Source organism: Dyella sp. A6, from assembly GCF_036320485.1.
In the GTDB taxonomy this organism is placed as follows: Bacteria; Pseudomonadota; Gammaproteobacteria; order Xanthomonadales; family Rhodanobacteraceae; genus Rhodanobacter_A; species Rhodanobacter_A aluminiiresistens.
Map to the genome: position 1 here is coordinate 467,207 of NZ_CP132911.1, position 17,828 is coordinate 485,034.

Below are 17,828 nucleotides of genomic sequence, written 5' to 3' on the forward strand. Positions count from 1 at the left end.
TGTGGCCAGTGATTACTGATAGACCATCGTGAAGCTGACGCTGGTGTTCACCTTGCCGGAGGTCGCGGCAGCGGTGGCGTAGTAACGCGCGTAGTAGTTCAAGGTGGCGGCGCCGGTGCTATCGAGATTCACCGTTTTCGAATTCTGCGAGCCCTGCGCACCATTCAGATTGATGACGTCGGAGCTGGTATCGCCGCTGTTCAGCAGCTGCACGTCGACATTGTTGCTCGAGGCCAAGTTGGTCAGGCGGCCGTTGGTGTTGACGTTGGTACCGCTCCAGTAGGTGGTCACATTCGACAGATTCTTGTCGCAGCCCGAAACGGAGATATTGAATGCCGTGTCACCAGCGGTCGCGCCGGCGGCGGCCAGGCTGCTGGTGTAGACGGTCGGCAGGGTCACGGTGCCGCCAGTGCTGCCGCTGCCGTTGGCATTGACCGTGCAGGTATTGGCAACCACCAGGCCGTTGAAGGTAATGGTGCCGTCCGGCGATGAGTTCTGGACGGCACGCGCCATCGGTGAATAAGCCAGCATGCCGCTGGCGATGGCGAAAGCGGCAAGCGTGGTGGAAAGCAGTGTCTTGTTCATAGTGTTCCTAGGTTTCAGGTTATGGCAGAGAAAATGCAGCGGTCTCGAAAGTGAGTAGTCAGCGGGTCTCCCTGGCTCCGCTCCCCAGCGGGCTGGATGCCGTGCCGGCGGACGGGGTACTGCAACTATCGGGCCAAAGTGTGAGATAGGTCACATAAAGGCCGCTAAAGAAAGCTCCGATGCGGACGAGGCCTATTGAATCGTTGGTGGGGCGCGGTTTTGCCGCAGAGTTGCTGCAGTGGCGTTTTCGTCAGCGATGGACGCTCTGCGTCAGGCGCAAGAATGTGCGGACGCTCGGCTTGGGCACGCTGGAATGTGGCGCCAGACCCCGCGAGGTGATGCGATCCTTGCGCCTATGGCTTTCGGCGGAGAAGTGGCTAAGGGCTTGATCCGGAAGGGTTCGACCCTGCCGACGATCCGTGGGAGACTTGCAATGTAAAGCTTGCTTTACATGCTGGCATATGTAAAGCTTGCTTGACATGAGCGCACGGGAGCGAAACATGCCGCAATCGGATGGCTTGGAGCACACAGCGGGTGTGGTCGGCTCAGCGTGGTCATGTATTGGCGGTGGCACTCACCGTGCGAGAACGGGTGTGTCCTGGCACCGTTTCGAGATGCCCATTCAGCTCCACGGCGAGGAAGGATGGCGGCATCGCGCCCCGTCCCAGCTCACAGGGGCAGCTTATGCCGCGGATTGACAACAAGCGCTACCAGCGCCAGGTGGCGCTGACGATGGCGATCTACATGATCGCCCTGCTGGGCGGCGGTGCCCTGCTGAAAACCACGGTCAGTCTGCCGTTGAAGGCCTTGCTGGCGGTGGCCCCGGTACTGCCTATGCTCTATGTGATCGTGCTGGTGGCGCGCAAGATCCGCGACAGCGACGAGCTGGAGCAGCGAACCCACCTCGTTGCGCTTGGCGTCAGCACGGCGGTCGTGTCGGGCCTCAGTCTGCTGGGCGGGTTCCTGGCGGCGGCGGGGGTACTGCGAGTCGGCGGTGCCGTGCTGATGCTGGTGTTCCCGGCGCTGACCCTGGTCTATGCGCTGACCCGCAAATGGGTGGCGCGACGCTATGGTTCGGATGCCGTATGCGACGAAGAAGGCAGCGTGTGGATGCCGCTGTATTTCGCGGGAACCAGCCTGCTGCTGGCGGCGCTGGCGCTGCATGCCTGGTGGCATCAGTTATCGCGGGCGATGGATATCTACGCTTGGGGCGCGGGCATCTTTGCCCTGATGGCCGCGTGGGCATGGCGGCGACAGCTGCGTGCGCGGCGGCGCACGGACAAGGAATGAACATGCGTCGTTCGCATGGCGAGATATTGCTGGCTGCCTGGAGGCGGCTGCGCAACATGAAGGGGGGCGGCGCATGAACAACCGTGTGCGTGCGCTGCGCGGGGAGCGGGACTGGTCGCAGGCCGACCTGGCCGAACGGCTGGACGTGTCGCGGCAAACCGTCAATGCCATCGAGACAGGCAAGTACGACCCCAGCCTGCCGCTGGCCTTCAAGATCGCCCGGCTGTTCGGGCTGGCGATCGAATTCATCTTCGAGCCGTCGGAATGAGCTCGTTCAGGAGAACTCACATGGAAAACCGGAAGTGGAGACGCAGGACATGAGCATGTCGACGCGCAACAAGATGCGAATCGCGGTCGTGGTCGTGGCGGCCGGGTGGTTCGGCTGGTCGTGGTGGCATGGGCGGCATCGCGCGGCTACGGCGGATACGACAACGGCATCGGCGCCGGCCGCCGCCACGCCGGTGGCTGTGGCCAAGCCCTTGCCGCCGGACACGCCGCGCAGCTGGAAGGTCGGCTCGCTGACGCTGCATTCGTGCGAGCTGGGGCGACCGGGCAGTGGGGCCACGGTCGCCGGATGGTGCACCACCTTCGTGGTGCCGGAGAATCGCGCCGACCCGCACAGCCGCAAGATCGGCCTCAAGCTCGCACTGATCCGCAGCGAGGCCAGCAAACCCGACAAGGACATGGCCGTGCTGCTGGCCGGCGGTCCCGGCGAGGCGGCGACCGCATCGTGGTCGATGGTGGCGCCCGCATTCCAGGGCGTGCTGAAGCATCACGACGTGCTGTTGCTGGACCAGCGCGGCACCGGCGGCTCGCATCCGCTCAGCTGCGATGCGGCCGAACAGAACAATGACAACGTCAGCGTGGGCGGGCTCGACCTCAACCAGCTGCGCACGCAGACCCAGGCCTGCCTGGCCGAAGTCAGCAAGCGCGCCGATCCGCGCTACTACACCACCACCATCGCGGTGCAGGACCTGGAGGATGTGCGCAAGGCACTGGGTTCGCCCAGCTTCGACCTGGTCGGTGTGTCCTACGGCACGCGGGTCGCGCAGCAATACCTGATGCACTATCCCGATGCGGTGCGCAGCGTGGTGCTCGACTCACCGGTGCCGAACCAGGTCGTGCTGGGCGAGGATTTCGCCGAGAACCTCAACCGTGCCCTGAAGCTGGACTTCGCGCAGTGCGCTGCCACCCCGGCCTGCAAGAAGCGCTTCGGCGATCCGATGCAGACGCTCTACCAGCTTCGCGACGCGTTGCGCGCCAATCCGCACACGGTGACCTTCCGCGATCCGCTGAGCTGGGACATGGTGACCCGGCCGCTGAACCAGTACGCGCTGGCCAGCGTGGTACGCATGTTTGCCTATACCTCGGAAACAGCGGCGCTGCTGCCGTTGTCGATCGACGCAGCCGCGCACGGCGACGTGGGTCCGCTGCTGGGCCAGGCCCGGCTGTTGAACGGCGATCTCAGCGGCGACATGAACAACGGCATGTCGATGAGCGTGATCTGCAGCGAGGACGCGGACCTGCTCAAACCGCGGCCGCAGGATGCCAACACCATCCTCGGCAATCACCTGATCGATGCGATCCAGACCGAGTGCTCGGTCTGGCCGCACGGCAGCAGGCCGGCCGATTTCCATGCGCCGCTGAAGAGCAGCAAGCCGATTCTGATCCTCTCCGGCCAGTTCGACCCGGTGACGCCGCCGTCCTACGGCAAGACCATCCTGGCCGGCCTAAGCGACGCGCGGCAGCTGATCTTCAAGGGCCAGGGCCACAGTGAGCTGATGCGCGGCTGCATGCCCAGGCTGCTGACCCGCTTCATCGACAAGCCGGACCCCGCACAACTGGACGCGCATTGTCTGGACCGGCTTGGACCTACGCCGGCCTTCATCAACTTCAATGGAGCCACGCCATGATCGAGGTGACCCATCTGCGCAAGGCGTTCGGCACGGTCAAGGCCGTGGACGACGTCAGCTTCACGGCCCGCGACGGCGAGATCACCGGCCTGCTCGGTCCCAACGGCGCTGGCAAGACGACCACGCTGCGCATGCTCTACACCCTGATGCAGCCGGATGGCGGTCAGGTCAGGGTGGACGGTATCGATGCGGCGGTCGATCCGCTGGAGGTACGTCGCCGCCTGGGCGTGCTGCCTGACGCGCGAGGCCTGTACAAGCGCCTCACCGCCCGCGAGAACATCGCGTATTTCGCACGGCTACATGGCATGGATACGGCGCTGCTGCAGTCCCGCCTGGACGGCCTGGTCGACACCCTTGAGATGCGCGACATCCTCGACCGTCGTGCCGAGGGCTTCTCGCAGGGCCAGCGGGTCAAGACCGCGATCGCCCGCGCGCTGATCCACGACCCCAGGAACGTGATTTTGGACGAACCGACCAATGGCCTCGACGTGATGGCCACGCGCGGCCTGCGCCAGTTCATGCAAGCGCTGAAGGCCGAGGGGCGTTGCGTACTTTTTTCCAGCCACATCATGCAGGAGGTGGCGGCACTGTGTGATCGCATCGTGGTGATCGCGCACGGTCGCGTGGTGGCCGACGAGACGCCCGACGCGCTGCGCGCGCAGACCGGCGAGACCAATCTGGAGGATGCCTTCGTGAAGATCATCGGCAGCGGGGAGGGCCTGCTCGCATGAACGCCCTGACCGTCTTCTTCAAGGAAGTGAAGGAAAACCTGCGCGACAAGCGCACCGTGATGAGCGCGCTGCTGTACGGCCCGCTGATCGGCCCGATCATGTTCGTGCTGATCCTCAGCACTTCGGTGACGCGCGACCTCAACAAGGCCGACCAGCCGCTGAAGCTGCCGGTGATCGGCGCCCAGTACGCGCCGAACCTGATCCACGCACTGGAGCAGCAGGGCTTGCAGCCCGAGCCGCCGATCGCCAACCCGGAGCTTGCGGTACGGCAGCAGGACGCCGATCTGGTGCTGCGCATCCCCGCCGATTTCGGCAAGGCATGGTCGAAGGGCGAATCGGCCCAGGTGGAAGTGATCTACGACGCCTCTCGGCAGGACACCAACGGACCCGAAAAGCGGCTGGAGAAAATGCTCAAGGCCTACGCCGCCACCCAGGGGGCGATGCGGTTGGTGGCGCGTGGCCTGTCGCCGGACCTGATGGCGCCGATCCATGTCGACGTGCGCGACCAGTCCACACCCCAGTCACGGGCGGGCATGATGTTCGGCATCCTGCCGTACTTCTTCGTGCTCACTGTGTTCCTGGGCGGCATGTACCTGGCGATCGACCTCAACGCGGGCGAGCGCGAACGTCAGTCGCTGGAACCGCTGTTCGCCAACCCGGTGCCTCGCTGGCAGATCCTGCTGGGCAAACTGGGGGCGATCTGCGCGTTCTCGCTGGCCAGCCTGTTGATCAGCGTGGTGGCGTTCGGTGTGTCCGGCCGCTTCCTGCCGACCGACAAGCTGGGCATGTCGCTGGATCTCGGCTTCGCCTTCGGCGCCCGCGTGCTGCTGCTGATGCTGCCGCTGGTGGTGCTGCTGGCGGCGCTGCAGACGCTGGTGGCGGCATTCGCCAAGAGCTACCGCGAGGCACAGACCTACCTGCAGATCCTGATGATCATCCCGATCCTGCCGTCGATCCTGCTCACGTTCACCCCGGTGAAAGTGGCCGGCTGGATGTATGCGGTGCCGTTGCTGGCGCAGCAGGTGGGCATCACCCAACTGCTGCGCGGCAGCACGGTTGGCGCGTCGCAGATCGGTCTGTGCCTGGCATGTGGTTTTGCCGCGGCACTAGTGGCGCTGTTCGCCACGGCGTGGGTGTACCGGTCCGAGCGGCTGGCGATCTCGGCCTGAGCGGGCGAGCCGCTTCCCGCTGCGGAAGCGGCTCAGGGCGCGGTGGCTGACATCCACTGCGCCACCGCCTGCGGATGTTCCAGATGCAGGTGGTGGCCGCCATCCATATGGGCAAGGGCGATCTGCGGCACGCAGCTTGCCCGTTCGCGCATCTGCGTGGCGGGAAGGTAGGGCGTGGTCGGGCGGGACAGCAGCAGCGAGGTCGGCGCCTCGATACCGGCGAGCAGGGCGCGGATCTGCGTTTCGGCGAGGCGTATGGGCGTGGGCCGGACCAGCCGCGGATCGCTGCGCCAGTGCCAGCCTTCCGGGGTCGCGCGCAGGCCGCGTTCGATGATCGGGCGGGCCAGCCCGGCAGGCAGCCCGCTGGCGATGGCGCGGGCGCTGGCGGCCTGGTCGATGTCGCGGAAACGGCGCAGCGACTTGCCACTGGCCGGCGCTGCGGCGAAGGCCTTGCGGAAGCGATCGAGAGTCTGCCGGCCGTCGTCGGCAAGTGGACCCAGTCCCTCGATCAGCCACAGCCGCTGCACCCGCGACGGTGCGGCCGCGGCGACCAGGGACGCGATGCCGGCGCCCAGCGAATGGCCGAGCAGTTCGAAGCGCGACAAGGCCAGTGCATCGGCGGCGTCCAGCACGCAGCGGACATAGTCGGGCATGCCATAGCCGAGGCCGGGTGGCAGGTGGTCGCTGTGGCCATGGCCGGGCAGGTCGAGCGCGATCACCTGGCGATCCATCGCCAGCAAGGGCGCCAGCCGCGCGAAGCTGGCGGCATTGTCCAGCCAGCCGTGCAGGGCGAGCAGCGGCGGTCGCTGCGCTTCGCCCCAGGTCAGGGCCGCCAGTTGCAGATGCGGCAGCGCGATGCGTCGTTCGCTGGGCAGGCTCATCCGCCGCGCTCGTGCGCGGTCGGCCAGCCCTGCGCGTGGCGCAGCAACAGCGTCGCCAGGCTGCGCACCTGGCCGGTACTGTCGTTGAGCGCGGGGATGTAGCGCAGTGCTTCGCCGCCGGCTTCGACGAAGAAGTCGCGGTTCTGCATGGCGATTTCCTCCAGCGTCTCCAGGCAGTCCGCCGCGAAACCGGGGCAGGCCACGTCGAGCCGTTTCACGCCCTGCGTGGCGAGCTGGCGCACGGTGGCGTCGGTATATGGCTGCAGCCATGCTTCGCGCCCCACCCGCGACTGGAAGCTGACCAGCATCTGCGTCTCGTCCAGGCCAAGCCTGTGGCGCAGTGCGGCGGCGGTGGCATGGCATTGCGCGGCATACGGGTCACCCTCGCGGACATAGCGTTCGGGGATGCCGTGGAAGGACAGCAGCAAGCGATCGCCACGGCCGTGTTCGGCCCACCAGTGTTCGATGCCCGAGGCCAGTGCGTCGATGTGACCGGGATCGTCGTGGTAGTCGTTGATCACCCGCAGCTCGGGCGGCCAGCGCAGCGACTTGAGCGTGTCGGCCACGGCGTCGATCACCGAACCGGTGGAAGTGGCCGAATACTGCGGGTACAGCGGCAGCACCAGCAGCCGGCGCACACCGGCGCGCTGCAACTGCTCGACCTGCTGCCGCACCGAGGGCTGGCCGTAGCGCATGGCCAGTGCCAGCCGGAATGTGCCCGGTTCTCGCCGGTCCAGTTCGACCTGCAGGGCATGGGTCAGCGCCTGGCTGTAGACGCGCAACGGCGACCCCTGGTCGGTCCAGATGCGCGCGTAGGCGTGCGCGGAGCGACGCGGACGCACGCGCAGGATCACGCCGTGCAGGATCAGCCACCAAAGCCAGCGCGGGTAGTCGATGACGCGGGCATCGCCGAGGAATTCGGCCAGGTAGGGACGCACCGCGCTGGCGGTGGGCGCGTCCGGGGTGCCCAGGTTCACCAGCAGCACACCAGTCTGAACGGGGTGCCCATCGGTGGTCTGGTCGGGGTCGATATCGGTGCGGGGACGTGGCATCGTGGCGGCGTCGGCGTGGGTAGCCGGTCCAGTCTGCCACACTGGTTCATCCCCGCCATGCGGCGCCTGCCGCCGCATCCCCGGTTTTCCCCGCATCGTCAGGAGTTTTTCCATGTTCAAGCTCACGCTGCGTCGTCTGCTGCCTGTCGCCCTGGTTCTGCTGTTGCCTGCGATGGCCGCCCACGCCGAAGATCCGCCGCTGGTCCGTGCGCAGAACGCGGTGCGTGTGCTCAGCGAGATCGAGCAGGCACCGGACAAGGCCATTCCCACCGACCTGCTGAAGAATGCGCATGCGATCGCGGTGATCCCGGACCTGGTCAAGGCTGGTTTCATCTTCGGCGGTCGTCGCGGCGAGGGTCTCATTTCGGTGAAGCGGCCGGACGGCAGCTGGTCTGATCCCAGCTTCATCACCATGACCGGCGCCAGCGTGGGCTTCCAGATCGGCGTGTCGTCCACCGACGTGGTCCTGGTCTTCCGTACCCAGCGCGGGGTGGACTCCATCGTCAACGGCAAATTCACCCTCGGCGCGGATGCGGCGGCAGCGGCCGGGCCGGTCGGGCGCAACGCCAGTGCGTCCACCGATGGCCACATGCATGCGGAGATCTATTCCTACTCGCGCTCGCGCGGCCTGTTCGCCGGTGTGGCGCTGGATGGCGGCGTGATGCGCATCGATTACGACGCCAACGCACAGGTCTACGGCGCCGGCATCACCCCGCGGCGCATCTTCGAAGGCGGCGTGACCAACGTGCCTGCCCCGGTCGTCAGCTTTCGCGATACGCTTGAGGAGTACACTTCCAAGTAAGCGCATGTGCGACTATCGGCATTTCCGGGATGGAGTCGTTTCCACCTCGGATCGCCTCGAGGATCATCATGGGTTTTGACAGCATCTGGCATTGGCTTTTCCTGTTGTTGATCGTGCTGCTGCTTTTCGGCACGAAGAAACTGCGCAACATCGGGCCGGACCTCGGCAACGCCGTCCGTGGCTTCAAGAAGGCCATGAATGGCGACGACGAAGCCGACGGCAAGTCGAAGGAGTCGGCCGAGAAGCTGAAGGCCGATCCGCCGGCCGCGGCGCAGTCCGCCACGCAGGAGCAGCACGACTCCACCGAGTCGAAGTAAGGCTGCGGCGGAGCAGGCGATGATCGAGATCAGCTTCGGCAAGCTGGTCCTGCTGGCGCTGATCGCATTGATCGTGCTCGGACCCGAGAAGTTGCCCGGCGCGGCACGCACCGCCGGCGCACTACTGCGCCGCATGCGCAATGGCTGGGAAAGCGTGCGCGCCGAGGTGGAACGCGAGCTCGAAGTCGAAGAGATCCGTCGCGCCGCACGCGAGGCGGCCAAGCAGGCCGAGGCCGTGCAGGAACAGGCCGGCGCGGTGCAGCAGCAGGTGATGGAGGGCACGCGGCAGGTACGCGAGCCGGTCGAGACAGCCGTTGCCATGATGAAGTCGGCGGACCCGGTCGTGGCGAAGGACGAATCGCCGGCCGACCCGGTGGACCCGCACCAGGCCACGTTGCCGTCGGGCGAGCCGGCCAGCGGCAGGACGGAGCCGGCACATGACTGAACCCGAATCCGGCTTTGCCGACGAGCTCCAGCAGGGCCTGTTCTCACATCTGCTGGAACTTCGCTCGCGCCTGCTCAAGGCGGCAGCCACGGTCATCCTGGTGCTGCTGGCTCTGGTGCCGTTCGCCAACCGGCTCTATGCGGCGCTGGCCGAGCCGCTGGTGAAGCGCCTGCCGCACGGCGCCCATCTCATCGCGACCCAGGTCACCAGTCCCTTCCTTACGCCACTGAAGCTGGCGTTCTATGCCGCGCTGTTCATCAGCATGCCGGTGATCCTGTACCAGCTCTGGGCCTTCGTCAGCCCTGGCCTGTACAAGCACGAGAAGCGTCTGGCGAGGCCGCTGCTGGTCGCGGCGCTGGCGCTGTTCTATCTGGGTTGCGCGTTCGCGTATTTCCTGGTGCTGCCGGCCGCGTTCCGTTTCCTCACGGCGGTGACGCCGCAGGGTGTGGAAATGATGACCGACATCACGCATTACCTCGACTTCGTGATGCTGATGTTCTTCGCCTTCGGCCTGTGCTTCGAGGTGCCGGTGGCGGTGGTGATCCTGGCCGCGGTGGGCGTGGTGGATCTGCCCAAGCTGCGTGGCGCGCGCCGTTACGCCATCGTCGGTGCCTTCGCGGTGGCCGCGCTGGTCACGCCGCCGGACATCACCTCGATGGTGATGCTGGCGATTCCGATGTGCCTGCTCTACGAGCTGGGCCTGCTGGCGGTGCGCTGGCTGGTGCCGGCCAGGGTGCAGCCGGAGTCGGAGGAAGCCGCCGGTTGACCGGTGCCCGCGGCAGCGCCCTGGCGCCGCGGGCCCGTCGCATGGTTTATTTCGCAGCCGGAGCCGTCGTGCCGGCGTGGTTCAGCGCCAGGCCCTTGAGGATGTTCAGCGCCTGCGACAGCTCGTAGTCCTTGACCGCCAGCTTGGCGCTCTGCGAGCTGCCGTCGTTGTCGATGTTGCTGCCGGCCTTCGGATTCTGGTTGGCCAGATGGTGCGGCAGGTCGGCTTCCGAGTTGATCAGTGCGGCCGGGGCGTCGCCCTGCCGGACGGTCAGGTCATCGCCAAGCGGAATATCGGGCTTGATGCCCTCGGCCTGGATCGAGGTGCCGTCCGGCGTGTAGTAACGGGCGGTAGTGATCTTCACGGCATGGTCGCCGTCCAGCGGCAGCACGGTCTGCACCACGCCCTTACCGAAGGTGCGCTGGCCGACGATCAGCGCGCGATGGTTGTCCTTCAGCGCGCCGGACACGATCTCGGCGGCGGAAGCGGTGCCGTTGTTGACCAGGTCGATCATCGGCGCGCCGTCGAGCAGGTCACCGGGATGCGCGGTGAACTTGAGGTTGGCGTCGCGCAGGCGGCCACGGGTGGTGACGATGGTGCCCGAATTGAGAAAGTCGTCGCTGACCGCCACCGCCGCGGTGACCAGGCCACCGGGGTTGTTGCGCAGGTCCAGAATGGCACCCTTCTGCGGACCGTGCTTGGCGATCAGGGCGCCGAGTTTCTTTTCCAGGTCGGGTGCGGTGTCTTCCTGGAACTGGCTGATGCGGATATAGGCGTAGCCGGGTTCCAGCTCGCGTACCTTGACGCTGCTGACGGTGATCAGCTGCCGGGTCAGCGTCATGTCGATCGGCTTGTTGCTCCTGCGGTGCACGATGGTGAGCGTGATCTTGCTGCCCGGCTTGCCGCGCAGGTCCTGGAACAGCCGGTCGATGTTGTCTGAGTCGACCAGCGTGCCGTTGACCTTCAGGATGATGTCGCCGGGCTTGATCCCCGCGCGCGCCGCGGGAGTGTCGTCGATCGGGCTGATGATGCGCAGTACGCCGTCGTCTTCCAGCACCTCGATGCCCAGCCCGCTGTACTGGCCGCTGGTGTCCTCGTCCAGCTGCTGCAGGCCCTGCTTGTCGAGGTAGGCGCTGTGCGGGTCGAGGTTGCTGAGCATACCCTTGATCGCGTCGTTCATCAGGGTCTTGTTGCTGACCGGTTCCACGTAGGCCTGGCGCACGATCTCGAAGACGCGGGCGAACCGCCGCACGTCGGCGATCTCGGCCTGGTCAGCGGCCGCCTGGGTACTGCTGGCGGCAGCCGGTGTGGCCGTCGTGCCTTGCGTGGCCGGCGTTGTCTGCGCATGCCCCAGCGGAGCCACCAGTGCCAGGGCGATCAGGGTCGGAAGGGAAAACCGCATGGAACGACTCCGCGAACGAGGGGGACCGCCGTGAAACAAGGGGACGGAACGGCGTTGAGACCGTCAGATGACGGCGAAATTCAATGCGTCTAGCCTGCGATGGCGGGCCGGCTGCGTCAACGCTGCCGGCGCAGCCACGCGCGCGGGTCCACCGGCTTGCGGTTGTGGCGCAGTTCGAAATACACCCCGGTACTGGAACTGGTGCTGGGCAGGGCGGTGCCCAGCACGGTGCCGGCGCGTACCGTATCGCCCACGTTGTGCAGCAGGGTCTCGTTGTTGCCGTACATGCTCATCCAGCCATTGCCGTGGTTGACGATGATCAGCAGGCCGTAGCCGCGCAGGTAGTGTGCGTAGATGACGCGGCCGGCCGCGACCGCATGGACCGGGCTGCCGGCGGGCGCGGCGATCAGCACGCCATTGCCGTAGTTGTGCACCGGACCGGCTGCCGGCCAGGGCAGGCCACCGCGGATATTGGCGATGTGCGCACCGGGCTGGCCCGGCTTCAAGGTCCGCGCGGCGTTGCGGGCGGCTTCGTCGATCGCCTGCTGCAGTTTGTCGAGCAGGTGGTTGAGCGACTGCTCGTTCTGCTTCATCGCCGCCAGCCGCTGCGCCTGGTTCTTGTATTGCGCGTCGACCTGCCGGGCCAGCTTCTGCTGGGCGGCGCGTTGCTGGCGCAGCGTCTGGGCTTGCTGCTGGCGGCTGGCGAGCTCGGCCTGCAGGGCCTGCTGCTGGGTGGCGATCGAGGCCTGCAGGTCCTGCAGCTTGGCCAGGTCGCCCATCAGCTGCTGCACCTTGGCCGCGCGGTCCTGCTGGAAGTATCGGGAGTAGGCCAGCGCCCGGCTGACCCGCGCAACGTCCTCGCCGCCCAGCAGCAGGCGCAGGTCCGAGCCGCGACCGAGCGCGTAGGTGGCACGCAGCAGCGCGGCGATGGCGGCGCGCTGGTCGTGCAGCTTCTGCTGCAACTGCTGCTGCTGTTGTTGCAGCTGGGCCAGCTGCTGCTGGGTGGCGGCGATCTTGGCATCGGTCTGGCGCACGGCGCGGGCCGCGGCGGCCAGGGCATTGGCCTGCCTGGCCAGCACCGCATTGACGCTGTCCCGACGCGCGGCGGTCTGTGCCTGCTGGTGTGCCAGCGCTTTCATCTGGTCGCGTACTTCGGCCAGCTTCTTCTGGGTCTGGGCCTGTTCGCTGCGGGTCGAGTCGGCTTGCCGTGCCGGCGACGGCGCGGCAGGCAGGGCACAGGCGAGCAGGGTGGCGAGGACCAGTCCGGTCGGGCGGATCGATGCAAGTGTCGGCATCCCCGGATTATGTCCGAGCAGGCACTTCGCTGCGAGACGCCGGGGATGATGCCGGTCGCAGGATGCGGAAGCTGGCCGTGGCGGGCGATGTCGTCGAGAATGCAGGCATGACCATTCATGCCTTTCCGAACCGCGCATGCTGAATCGCCTGTGGCTCGGCTTTTTCCTTGCCGCCGCCGCCGCCGCGCTCTCGCGCTGGTTGTTCGGTGGCGACGAGGGTGTCTTCGCCGCCATTGTCGCGGCGCTGTTCAACATGGCCGACCTGTCGGTCAAGGTGATGGTGCTGCTGTTCGGCACGCTCACCCTGTGGCTGGGGTTCCTGCGCATCGCCGAGCAGGCCGGGCTGGTCAGCGGCATGGCGCGCCTGCTGGGGCCGTTGTTCGCCCGGCTGATGCCGGAAGTGCCGCGCGGGCATCCCGCGGTGGGCCTGATCACGCTGAATTTCGCCGCGAACGCGCTGGGCATGGAAAACGCGGCCACGCCGATCGGCCTGCGTGCGATGCGCGAGCTGCAGACGCTGAACCCCTCCGACACCACCGCCAGCAATGCCCAGATCCTGTTCCTGGTGCTGAATGCCTCGTCGCTGACCCTGCTGCCGATGACGATTTTCATGTACCGCGCGCAGGCTGGCGCGCACGATCCCACGCTGGTGTTTCTGCCGATTCTGCTGGCGACCAGCGCATCGACGCTGGTCGGTTTCCTGAGCGTGGCCTGGATGCAGCGCCTGAAGCTATGGGACCCGGTGGTGCTGGCCTGGCTGGGCAGTGGGGTGCTGCTGCTGGGCGGGTTCATCGCGCTGCTGGCGTCGTTGAGTGCGGCCGCGCTGGCTTCGTTGTCGGGACTGCTGGGCAATGCACTGCTGTTCGGCGTGATCGTGCTGTTCGTGGGCGTGGGCGCGTACCGGAAAGTGCCGTTGTTCGAGAGCTTCGTGGAAGGCGCGCGGCAAGGTTTCGAAGTGGCGAAGGACCTGTTGCCGTACCTGGTCGCCATGCTGTGCGCCGTCGGCGTGCTGCGCGCGTCCGGTGCGCTGGGCTTCGCGCTGGACGGCATCCGCTGGCTGGTGGCGCATGCGGGCCTGGACACGCGCTTTGTCGATGCCCTGCCCACCGCGCTGGTCAAGCCGTTTTCCGGCAGTGCGGCACGTGCCATGCTGATCGAGACGATGCACCACTCCGGCGTCGACAGCTTTCCGGCGCTGCTCGCGGCCACCGTCCAGGGCAGTACCGAGACCACCTTCTATGTGGTGGCGGTGTATTACGGTGCGGTGGGCATCCGCCGCGTGCGGCACACGGTGGGGTGTGCGCTGCTGGCCGATCTGGCCGGGGTGCTGGCTTCGATCGGCGTGTGCTACTGGTTCTTCGGCTGAATCATCTGGGAGACGAACACGATGCGTATGGGCCTGGCTGCCAACCAGCTTCACCACAGCCACGAGGAAGGTGCTCTGTTCCGCTGGCTGCGTGCCTGCGAAGGGGGCATCCGCGAGCTGCAGCTGGGGCTGCATGCAGTGGGGCGCACCTACGATGCGATCCAGCGCGTCGGCATGCTGTCCGGCTATGCGCCGCTGCGCCGTTATCCCTATGGTCGCGAGGGCGGACTGATGAAGCTGGTGGCCGAGGTAGTCGGGCTGGACGACGACGCTCGTACGCTGGACGGTGCGATCTACCTGATCGATCCGGTGGACCCCTCCTCGATCTTTCCCGAGGCGGTGGCGCTCAAGCGGCAGTGCGTGATCCACGGCAAGCCGTTCGTTTCCACCGTGGCCTCGGCCCGCGACTGGGTGGAGATGGAGCGCATCCACGCCGGGTTTGCGCCGGACCCGGGCGCCGACAACCTGCATACGCTGGAGGAGCAGACCCTGGCGCTGATTTCCCACGATGCGCTGAAGCCGCAGATGCTGGCCTATGCGGGCGAGCACTTCGACCTGCTCTCGCGCTTTGCCCGGCGGGTTGCCACCGGCACCACCGGGCAGCGTCTCAACGAACTGGCCTGGAGTCGCGGCTGGCCGCAGGACAAGCCCTGGGTGCACCGTTACCAGAGCGGGCCGATGGGCGGCGACGCGCAGATTGCCGACCTGGTGCTGGAGCGGCGTTGCCAGCGTGCGATCTTCTTCGAGGACCCGCACGTGGCGCGCCAGCACGAGGCGGACATCCAGTTGCTGGAACGCGCGGTGACCACGCGCACCGACACGACTGCCTGCATCACTTCACCACGGGTCGCCGCGCGCTGGGCCGAAGCGGCATCTGTGAGAAGCGGGAAGTGAGGCAATGAGGAGTGAGGAGCGAGAGAAAATCGGGGGTAGGGCGATGTTTTTCAGTCAGTGCGCGCCGGTGGGCGGGAATGTCGTGGCTTGTGATGTCCCGACTCGGTGCGCACCTCAGCAGCATGGTCTGACTTCATGTGTCTGATCGCTTTCGCCTGGAATGCCCATCCGCGCTGGCGCCTCCTGCTGGCGGGCAACCGCGACGAGTCCCATGCGCGGCCCAGCGCGGCGCTGGCGCGCTGGAATGACCTGCCGATTGTGGGCGGCCGCGATCTGGAGGCCGGCGGAACCTGGCTGGGCGTGGGGTCTGCCGGGCGCTGCGCGGTGGTTACCAATGTGCGCGATCCACGCGATCCGCAGGTCGGCGCGTCGCGTGGACTACTGGCAACGGACTATCTCGCGGGAACCGCAGCTGCCGATACGCATGCTGCCGAGCTGTCGAACCGTGCCGCCGATTATCGACCGTTCAACCTGCTGATCTTCGATGCGCACGATGCGTTCTATCTGGGCAACCGGCCCGGGCCCGAGGCATTGCCGGTCGGCGTGGGCGTGCATGGTCTTTCCAACGCCGACTTCAATACGCCGTGGCCGAAGACCAGTGCGTTGATGCGACGGCTGCAGGCCTGGATCGATGCCGGTGGCGAGACCGATTTCGCACCGCTGTTCGATGCGCTGGCCGACGAGCAGCAGGCCGCGGATGATGTGCTTCCCGACACCGGCGTAGGGCTGGAGCGCGAACGCTGGCTGTCGTCGGCCTTCATTCGCGGCGACAGCTACGGCACGCGCGCGTCGACGGTGGTGGCGATCGGCCACGATGGCCGTGGCCGCATCGTCGAGCGCCGCTTCGGGCCGGACGGCCGTTTCGAGGGCCAGACCGGGATCGAATTCGCTTCGATGCCGGACCGGCTGGATACCTGAGTCTGGTCGCTGGCCGTGCGTGGTCCGGATCAATCGTCCGGGAATTCCCCGTCCACGTAGAACCAGCGTCCGCTCTCGCGCACGAAGCGGCTGACCTCATGCATGCGTTGGGCCTTGCCGCCGCCGTAGCGCAGGCGTGCGACGAATTCCACGATGGCTTCGTCGCCATGTTCTTCGTGACGTTTCACATCGAGTCCCAGCCAGTGGGGTTCGGGTTCTTGCCGGGCCAGGTCCAGTTGCGCGGGGCGGGTATCCGCATGCCAGGTGGACAGCAGGTAGTCCTCGCGCTTGAGCACATAGGCGCTGTAGCGCGAACGCATCAGCGCCGCGGCGTTGGCTGCGATACCGCCTTCGTGCAGGGGGCCGCAGCATGCGGCATAACCGGCCGGCTGGCCGCAGGTACAGGGTTCGGGAGATGGCTCGCTACGCACGCCGGGTTCCGCAGGTAAAGGAGGACACCATCGTCGCCGACGGATGCCCGAATGCAAGCACCCCGTTTCAGCCGGCGCGGAAGGGCGAAACGACCAGCGGGGCCAGATCGAAGCCCATGTGCCTGACCCGGCCCTTCAGCGTGTCGAAAAGCTCGCGTTGCATGCGCGGCTCGCGCGACAGCAGGCACAGACTCCGCTTCTCCGGATCGGCCAGCATGGCCCAGCCGGCCTTGACGTCCAGCGCGATGACCCAGCAGTCGCTCCACACCGACGGCAGCCAGGCCAGCCAGTCCGGGGCCGAGCGCAGCCGGAACTGGGCGGGCTCGTTGCCCGGCTTCGGGCGGTTCATGATGCAGCGTCGAACCCGGACCTTGCCCGTGGTGTTTTCGATCGGGCGACGGACCAGGGTCAGCGTCTGATCGCCGCCACGCTCGAACTGCAGGATGGCGACGCCATCATGGGTCAGGCCGAACGAACCCGGCAGCTGCGCGATTTCATGCCAGGTACCGGCAAGCTGCTCGAGGCTGAGCCGGGCGATCGCCTCTATCGGCTGCGAGGCGGTGGGCGCTGCGACCGTCTCGGTGGTCGGCCTGGTGGGTTCCCATCGTTCGTTGCGTGGTCGCATGGTGCATCCCGGCTGCAATGGTCGTCATGACACTCCCTGTGGCATGAAGCTGCCGTCAAGCCGCGGGAAGGATCAGGCGGGGCGGCCGCGAAGCACGCGTGCAGGCAGCATCAGCACGGCACCGAGGAAGGCGAACACGGCGCCCACCGTGATGCCCACCAGCCGCAGCGGAAGGCATACCAGCCACACGATCGGATACAGCACCAGCGCCAGCAGGGCCAGCGGCCAGCAGAACAGCAGCAGGAGCATCCAGAGCAGGAAGGCAACCATGGCACGACCTCGCGGAGTGAATGCGCGAACTGTAGCGCAAGCCGCAGCCGCCCGCAGGTGGCATCAGTCATTCCTGTCGGGATATCCGGCCTGTCAGGATATCGGGTTCACGCCGATCAGCAGCTCATGCAGCCAGAACGCGAACAGCGCCCACAGCACGGCGCCGATGACGCACGCGATGATGTCGCCACGGATCGTGCCTTCGGCATACACGATGCCCTCGCGGCGATCGCGCCGGCGCGCCACGGCGTACAGCACCACGCTCCAGAGCAGAAAAGCGCCGAACAGCACCACGTCGCGCAGCATGCCGATGGCCAGCAGGTGACCGAAGGCCCACGTCTTCACGGCCAGGGTCTGCGGGTGATGCAGTTTCTCCTTGAAATGGTTGCGCGGTACCCGTGCCGCGGCCAGCAGTACGAAGGCGACCAGGGTGAACAGTGCATTGAGGTGGCGCAGCCAGGCCGGCGGCGCATACAGCAGCACCGGATGCTGGCGGGCCAGCCCGAAACCCCAGCAGATCAATACGAACCCGGCGATCGCCAGCACCGAGTAAACCGCCTTCCAGCGCAGCGGGCCCAGCCGTGCGATCTGCCGTGTGCGCCAGCCGTCGGCGAAGATGCGTACAGAGTGCAGGCCAAGAAAGATCAGCAGGCCCAGGATCAGCATCCACATGACG

Annotated in this window: 21 protein-coding genes; 12 read left to right on the forward strand and 9 right to left on the reverse strand. The window is 66.7% G+C overall.

All coding sequences use genetic code 11. The annotated features are described in order from the left end of the window. Positions 1 to 12: 12 nt before the first annotated feature. Complete coding sequence (locus tag RA164_RS01840; RefSeq protein WP_329742282.1) at positions 13 to 585, reverse strand: fimbrial protein; 573 nt, start codon at positions 583 to 585, stop codon at positions 13 to 15. A gap of 684 nt (positions 586 to 1,269) precedes the next feature. Here RA164_RS01840 and RA164_RS01845 point away from each other — a divergent pair. The 5 genes from RA164_RS01845 to RA164_RS01865 all read left to right on the forward strand — a co-directional run bounded on the left by RA164_RS01845 (position 1,270) and on the right by RA164_RS01865 (position 5,688). Continuing rightward, positions 1,270 to 1,875 carry a hypothetical protein gene (locus RA164_RS01845; RefSeq protein WP_329742283.1) on the forward strand — a complete coding sequence of 202 codons (606 nt, stop codon included), beginning with the start codon at positions 1,270 to 1,272 and terminating at the stop codon, positions 1,873 to 1,875. Positions 1,876 to 1,948: 73 nt separating this feature from the next. Next, positions 1,949 to 2,143 (forward strand): helix-turn-helix transcriptional regulator, encoded by a 195-nt coding sequence (locus RA164_RS01850; RefSeq protein ID WP_329742284.1) that lies wholly within the window; start codon positions 1,949 to 1,951, stop codon positions 2,141 to 2,143. Positions 2,144 to 2,192: 49 nt separating this feature from the next. After that, on the forward strand, positions 2,193 to 3,788 hold the full coding sequence (locus RA164_RS01855; RefSeq protein WP_329742285.1) for an alpha/beta fold hydrolase: 1,596 nt from the start codon (positions 2,193 to 2,195) through the stop codon (positions 3,786 to 3,788). Continuing rightward, positions 3,785 to 4,519 (forward strand): ABC transporter ATP-binding protein, encoded by a 735-nt coding sequence (locus RA164_RS01860; protein WP_329742286.1) that lies wholly within the window; start codon positions 3,785 to 3,787, stop codon positions 4,517 to 4,519. The genes RA164_RS01855 and RA164_RS01860 overlap by 4 nt, the downstream gene beginning before the upstream one ends. Continuing rightward, a complete protein-coding gene (locus RA164_RS01865; RefSeq protein WP_329742287.1) occupies positions 4,516 to 5,688 on the forward strand; it encodes an ABC transporter permease in 1,173 nt (390 codons plus the stop codon). Before RA164_RS01860 ends, RA164_RS01865 begins: the two co-directional genes overlap by 4 nt. A gap of 32 nt (positions 5,689 to 5,720) precedes the next feature. Here RA164_RS01865 and RA164_RS01870 read toward each other — a convergent pair whose 3' ends face one another. Continuing rightward, positions 5,721 to 6,569, reverse strand: a complete 849-nt coding sequence (locus RA164_RS01870; RefSeq protein ID WP_329742288.1) for an alpha/beta fold hydrolase — start codon at positions 6,567 to 6,569, stop codon at positions 5,721 to 5,723. Further along, positions 6,566 to 7,621, reverse strand: a complete 1,056-nt coding sequence (hemH, locus tag RA164_RS01875) for a ferrochelatase (protein WP_329742289.1) — start codon at positions 7,619 to 7,621, stop codon at positions 6,566 to 6,568. Before hemH ends, RA164_RS01870 begins: the two co-directional genes overlap by 4 nt. 112 nt (positions 7,622 to 7,733) lie before the next feature. Here hemH and RA164_RS01880 point away from each other — a divergent pair, with 112 nt between their 5' ends. From RA164_RS01880 to tatC, 4 genes are all read left to right on the forward strand, one after another. Continuing rightward, positions 7,734 to 8,423, forward strand: a complete 690-nt coding sequence (locus RA164_RS01880) for a lipid-binding SYLF domain-containing protein (RefSeq protein ID WP_329742290.1) — start codon at positions 7,734 to 7,736, stop codon at positions 8,421 to 8,423. A 68-nt stretch (positions 8,424 to 8,491) separates the two neighbouring features. Beyond that, positions 8,492 to 8,740 (forward strand): Sec-independent protein translocase subunit TatA, encoded by a 249-nt coding sequence (tatA, locus tag RA164_RS01885; RefSeq protein WP_329742291.1) that lies wholly within the window; start codon positions 8,492 to 8,494, stop codon positions 8,738 to 8,740. Between the two features lie 19 nt (positions 8,741 to 8,759). Continuing rightward, positions 8,760 to 9,185 carry a Sec-independent protein translocase protein TatB gene (gene tatB, locus RA164_RS01890; RefSeq protein ID WP_329742292.1) on the forward strand — a complete coding sequence of 142 codons (426 nt, stop codon included), beginning with the start codon at positions 8,760 to 8,762 and terminating at the stop codon, positions 9,183 to 9,185. Continuing rightward, the gene (tatC, locus tag RA164_RS01895; protein WP_329742293.1) at positions 9,178 to 9,951 is read left to right on the forward strand and encodes a twin-arginine translocase subunit TatC; all 774 of its coding nucleotides are present in this window, start codon (positions 9,178 to 9,180) and stop codon (positions 9,949 to 9,951) included. The genes tatB and tatC overlap by 8 nt, the downstream gene beginning before the upstream one ends. A 46-nt stretch (positions 9,952 to 9,997) precedes the next feature. Here the strand turns inward: tatC and RA164_RS01900 are convergent, their stop codons facing one another. Both RA164_RS01900 and RA164_RS01905 read right to left on the reverse strand, forming a co-directional pair. Next, on the reverse strand, positions 9,998 to 11,353 hold the full coding sequence (locus tag RA164_RS01900) for a S41 family peptidase (RefSeq protein ID WP_329742294.1): 1,356 nt from the start codon (positions 11,351 to 11,353) through the stop codon (positions 9,998 to 10,000). A 116-nt stretch (positions 11,354 to 11,469) separates the two neighbouring features. Then, complete coding sequence (locus RA164_RS01905; RefSeq protein WP_329742295.1) at positions 11,470 to 12,648, reverse strand: murein hydrolase activator EnvC family protein; 1,179 nt, start codon at positions 12,646 to 12,648, stop codon at positions 11,470 to 11,472. 136 nt (positions 12,649 to 12,784) lie between these two features. Between RA164_RS01905 and RA164_RS01910 the strand changes: the two genes are divergently transcribed. The 3 genes from RA164_RS01910 to RA164_RS01920 all read left to right on the forward strand — a co-directional run bounded on the left by RA164_RS01910 (position 12,785) and on the right by RA164_RS01920 (position 15,826). Then, positions 12,785 to 14,014, forward strand: a complete 1,230-nt coding sequence (locus RA164_RS01910; RefSeq protein ID WP_329742296.1) for a nucleoside recognition domain-containing protein — start codon at positions 12,785 to 12,787, stop codon at positions 14,012 to 14,014. Positions 14,015 to 14,035: 21 nt separating this feature from the next. Continuing rightward, on the forward strand, positions 14,036 to 14,908 hold the full coding sequence (locus RA164_RS01915; protein ID WP_329742297.1) for a methylglyoxal synthase: 873 nt from the start codon (positions 14,036 to 14,038) through the stop codon (positions 14,906 to 14,908). 135 nt (positions 14,909 to 15,043) lie between these two features. Next, on the forward strand, positions 15,044 to 15,826 hold the full coding sequence (locus RA164_RS01920) for an NRDE family protein (protein WP_329742298.1): 783 nt from the start codon (positions 15,044 to 15,046) through the stop codon (positions 15,824 to 15,826). 29 nt (positions 15,827 to 15,855) lie between these two features. Here the strand turns inward: RA164_RS01920 and RA164_RS01925 are convergent, their stop codons facing one another. The 4 genes from RA164_RS01925 to RA164_RS01940 form a co-directional block, all read right to left on the reverse strand. Beyond that, complete coding sequence (locus RA164_RS01925) at positions 15,856 to 16,257, reverse strand: YchJ family protein (RefSeq protein ID WP_329742299.1); 402 nt, start codon at positions 16,255 to 16,257, stop codon at positions 15,856 to 15,858. 67 nt (positions 16,258 to 16,324) lie between these two features. Then, entirely contained in the window at positions 16,325 to 16,882 is a 558-nt protein-coding gene (locus tag RA164_RS01930) for a lipocalin family protein (protein WP_329742300.1), read from the reverse strand. Between the two features lie 72 nt (positions 16,883 to 16,954). Continuing rightward, positions 16,955 to 17,152: a hypothetical protein gene (locus RA164_RS01935; protein ID WP_329742301.1), complete on the reverse strand. Its 198-nt coding sequence runs from the start codon at positions 17,150 to 17,152 to the stop codon at positions 16,955 to 16,957. Between the two features lie 93 nt (positions 17,153 to 17,245). Next, positions 17,246 to 17,824: an NnrU family protein gene (locus RA164_RS01940; RefSeq protein ID WP_329742302.1), complete on the reverse strand. Its 579-nt coding sequence runs from the start codon at positions 17,822 to 17,824 to the stop codon at positions 17,246 to 17,248. Between the last annotated feature and the right edge of the window lie 4 nt (positions 17,825 to 17,828).

What these genes read in the sequence shown, in the direction of transcription:
- RA164_RS01840 (WP_329742282.1), bottom strand. Translation starts at nt 585, where the DNA reads ATGAACAAGACACTGCTTTCCACCACGCTTGCCGCTTTCGCCATCGCC.
- RA164_RS01845 (WP_329742283.1), top strand. Translation starts at nt 1,270, where the DNA reads ATGCCGCGGATTGACAACAAGCGCTACCAGCGCCAGGTGGCGCTGACG.
- RA164_RS01850 (WP_329742284.1), top strand. Translation starts at nt 1,949, where the DNA reads ATGAACAACCGTGTGCGTGCGCTGCGCGGGGAGCGGGACTGGTCGCAG.
- RA164_RS01855 (WP_329742285.1), top strand. Translation starts at nt 2,193, where the DNA reads ATGAGCATGTCGACGCGCAACAAGATGCGAATCGCGGTCGTGGTCGTG.
- RA164_RS01860 (WP_329742286.1), top strand. Translation starts at nt 3,785, where the DNA reads ATGATCGAGGTGACCCATCTGCGCAAGGCGTTCGGCACGGTCAAGGCC.
- RA164_RS01865 (WP_329742287.1), top strand. Translation starts at nt 4,516, where the DNA reads ATGAACGCCCTGACCGTCTTCTTCAAGGAAGTGAAGGAAAACCTGCGC.
- RA164_RS01870 (WP_329742288.1), bottom strand. Translation starts at nt 6,569, where the DNA reads ATGAGCCTGCCCAGCGAACGACGCATCGCGCTGCCGCATCTGCAACTG.
- hemH (WP_329742289.1), bottom strand. Translation starts at nt 7,621, where the DNA reads ATGCCACGTCCCCGCACCGATATCGACCCCGACCAGACCACCGATGGG.
- RA164_RS01880 (WP_329742290.1), top strand. Translation starts at nt 7,734, where the DNA reads ATGTTCAAGCTCACGCTGCGTCGTCTGCTGCCTGTCGCCCTGGTTCTG.
- tatA (WP_329742291.1), top strand. Translation starts at nt 8,492, where the DNA reads ATGGGTTTTGACAGCATCTGGCATTGGCTTTTCCTGTTGTTGATCGTG.
- tatB (WP_329742292.1), top strand. Translation starts at nt 8,760, where the DNA reads ATGATCGAGATCAGCTTCGGCAAGCTGGTCCTGCTGGCGCTGATCGCA.
- tatC (WP_329742293.1), top strand. Translation starts at nt 9,178, where the DNA reads ATGACTGAACCCGAATCCGGCTTTGCCGACGAGCTCCAGCAGGGCCTG.
- RA164_RS01900 (WP_329742294.1), bottom strand. Translation starts at nt 11,353, where the DNA reads ATGCGGTTTTCCCTTCCGACCCTGATCGCCCTGGCACTGGTGGCTCCG.
- RA164_RS01905 (WP_329742295.1), bottom strand. Translation starts at nt 12,648, where the DNA reads ATGCCGACACTTGCATCGATCCGCCCGACCGGACTGGTCCTCGCCACC.
- RA164_RS01910 (WP_329742296.1), top strand. Translation starts at nt 12,785, where the DNA reads ATGCTGAATCGCCTGTGGCTCGGCTTTTTCCTTGCCGCCGCCGCCGCC.
- RA164_RS01915 (WP_329742297.1), top strand. Translation starts at nt 14,036, where the DNA reads ATGCGTATGGGCCTGGCTGCCAACCAGCTTCACCACAGCCACGAGGAA.
- RA164_RS01920 (WP_329742298.1), top strand. Translation starts at nt 15,044, where the DNA reads ATGTGTCTGATCGCTTTCGCCTGGAATGCCCATCCGCGCTGGCGCCTC.
- RA164_RS01930 (WP_329742300.1), bottom strand. Translation starts at nt 16,882, where the DNA reads ATGCGACCACGCAACGAACGATGGGAACCCACCAGGCCGACCACCGAG.
- RA164_RS01935 (WP_329742301.1), bottom strand. Translation starts at nt 17,152, where the DNA reads ATGGTTGCCTTCCTGCTCTGGATGCTCCTGCTGCTGTTCTGCTGGCCG.
- RA164_RS01940 (WP_329742302.1), bottom strand. Translation starts at nt 17,824, where the DNA reads ATGTGGATGCTGATCCTGGGCCTGCTGATCTTTCTTGGCCTGCACTCT.